At 50.0% G+C, this 2,456-nt stretch carries 1 protein-coding gene and 1 pseudogene; both read left to right on the forward strand.

Translation table 11 applies throughout. The annotated features are described in order from the left end of the window. Positions 1-696 (forward strand): annotated as a pseudogene (locus Q0338_RS07835) (dynamin); the annotation flags it as partial. Beyond that, positions 689-2,456, forward strand: a 1,768-nt coding sequence (locus tag Q0338_RS07840) for a dynamin family protein (RefSeq protein ID WP_298086267.1), incomplete at its 3' end; no start/stop codon positions are given. The pseudogene Q0338_RS07835 and the gene Q0338_RS07840, both read left to right, overlap by 8 nt.

Genomic DNA, 2,456 nt, shown 5'->3' on the forward strand with positions numbered 1-2,456 from the left:
GTAAGAGACGCAGTAAAAGAGGGGCTGGAGCGCCTAGATACGGCTAAAACAGCCGCTAGCTACGAGCTAGGGCTGCGGTCTTTGGCGCAAACGCTAAAGCAGCGCGTGGCGGACGACGTAAACTACGCAGCCGCCAAAAAACAAAAGATCGACCCGCAGCGCCTCTCGCGCATCGCGCAAACTACGATCAAAGACGGCGTCATCGTCCTAATGCGTCAAAACCGCAACGAGATCATGCGGCAAATAACCGCGTGCGCGCAAAATATCGCGCTAAAATTTGGCGAATTTGACGACAAAACGGCGGCGGCCAAGGTCTTTAGTATAAACGACTATCTACAATCAAAAGGGATAAATTTAGAGTGCGCCCAGGTCGCGGACGCGGTAGCTAGTGCGGCAAACTCGGGCGCGCAAGGCGTATCCGAGGCCGCCAAACTAGCCGCGGAGGAGTTTTTAGGCGCCGAGCGGATCAAAAATTTCGTTTTCGAGCTTAGCGAATTTGAAAAAAGCGAGTTTAAAAAGCAGATCGAAGCCGCGCTAAAAGATAAAGAAAAGGCGCTTGCAATCAGTGAAGAAGCGCTAAAAATCGAGCTTGCCGCGCTAGCGCAAACTAGCGGAGCGAGCTCGCGGGAGCTAGAGCGACTAAACTCGCAAAGCGAGGCGATAAATGCTATAAATTTGGAGCTGCAAAGTGTTTGAGGAGTTTATAAACGCGTATAAAACGCGGTATTTTAAGATATTTTCGGACGATTTTCACGGGCGATTTAGGCGGCTGCAAAACGAGCTAACCGAGCCCAAATTTCACCCAAGCGCCGAGCTAAAACAGGAGCTAAATAAGCTCGATCTGTTTTTATCCGGCCCGCTTACGGTTGCTATAGTCGGTCAGTTTTCTAGCGGCAAATCTACGTTTTTAAACGCGCTTTTGGGTAGCGAGATTTTACCGTCGGGCCTAACTCCCGTGACCTCAAAGCCGACCTTTATCAGATACGGCGCCGCGCCCGGGCTTAGCGTGCTTTACGAAAACGGCAGAGAGCTGTATCTGGGCGTCGAGGAGATCGGGCGCTTCGTCGATCAGCGCGTGTTTGGCGACGACGTGAGCAGGCTTTGCGTTTACGCGCCCTCGGGGATTTTAAAGCTGGTAAATTTCGTCGATACGCCGGGGCTAAACTCGCTCTCAAAGGCCGACACCGCCGTCACGCACGAGGTGCTAAAAGACGTCGCGGGCGTCATCTGGCTAAGCCTGGCCGACAACGCCGCGCGCGCTAGCGAAGCCGCGCAGATCGAGGAATTTTTAGCTGGCGGGGGCAAAACGGCGATCTGCTTGCTAAATCAAAAAGATAAGCTAAGCAAGGACGAGCTTGAGCGCCTCAAAACTCACGCGCAAACGACCTATGGGCGATTTTTTGGGCGCATCATCGCGGTTTCTGCAAAGCAGGCCGTAACGGCGCAGGCAAACGGCGACGCGACGCTTTTGATGGAGTCAAATTTTAGCGAGGTGATAAGCGCGGTCCGCGAGCTTTTTGGCGGCGAAGAGATAAAAGAAAAGTTCGTACGCGAAAAGTGCGCTAGGCTGGTTGCCGTAAATGCCGAACAACACGAAAAGATCGCTAAAATTTACGAAAAAGCGGGCGAGATAATCGCTAAATTTGACGCCGAACTGGAGTCAAATTTAAAAGCCGTGCAAGAAAATTTTAAACCGAAAATCGAGCTAGCCTTTAACGAGCTAAAACACGTCGCAAAGCTCGTTGCAGACGAGATCCTAGCCAGCCTAAAAAGCGTGAAAAAGTATAAATACGCGCCGCGAAAAACGCTGCTAAAGGGCGAGTATTTTGAAGCTAGCTCGTATGAGGCGGTGGATTTTGACAGCGACGAGGTGTTTTCAAAACTCATCTACAACGACGTGAAATTCGCCAAATTTTTTAGGACGTATAAGCGCGGCCTAAGCGCGTTGCAAGATGAAATCGGCGCGGCGCTGGATGAAATTTACGAGCGGTTGGAGCGCGAATTTATGATTTATAAATCAGAATTTGAAAACGCGCAAAAAGAGGACGAAACGCACTCCGATACCGTGTTTGCCGATGTTAGGACGTATGCGGGGCAGGTGTATAGGACGTTTTTGCGAGACTATGAGACGGCGAAATTTAAAGGACTGCAAAAGACGGCGCTGTTTTTTGAAAAGCTAAACCTCAAAGTCGCCGCAAACTACGAAAATGCCGTTAAAATCGCCGTGTATTTTCTAAAAGAAAAGATCGCGGGCTCGATGCGCGCGCACGAGCAAAACGGCTTTGCGCTCTTTATCCCGAGCTTTGACGAGGTGCAAGACCGTGTTTTGACGTCGCTAAATTTATACGAATTTGAAAACGAGATGCTTGGTAATGCGTCGTTTTTAAATAAAATTTTATCGGCGCTAAAGAGCGAATTTGCACAGATAAAAGACGACAAACTGGCTAAAATTGCAG

This window comes from uncultured Campylobacter sp., assembly GCF_938018145.1.
GTDB lineage: Bacteria > Campylobacterota > Campylobacteria > Campylobacterales > Campylobacteraceae > Campylobacter_A.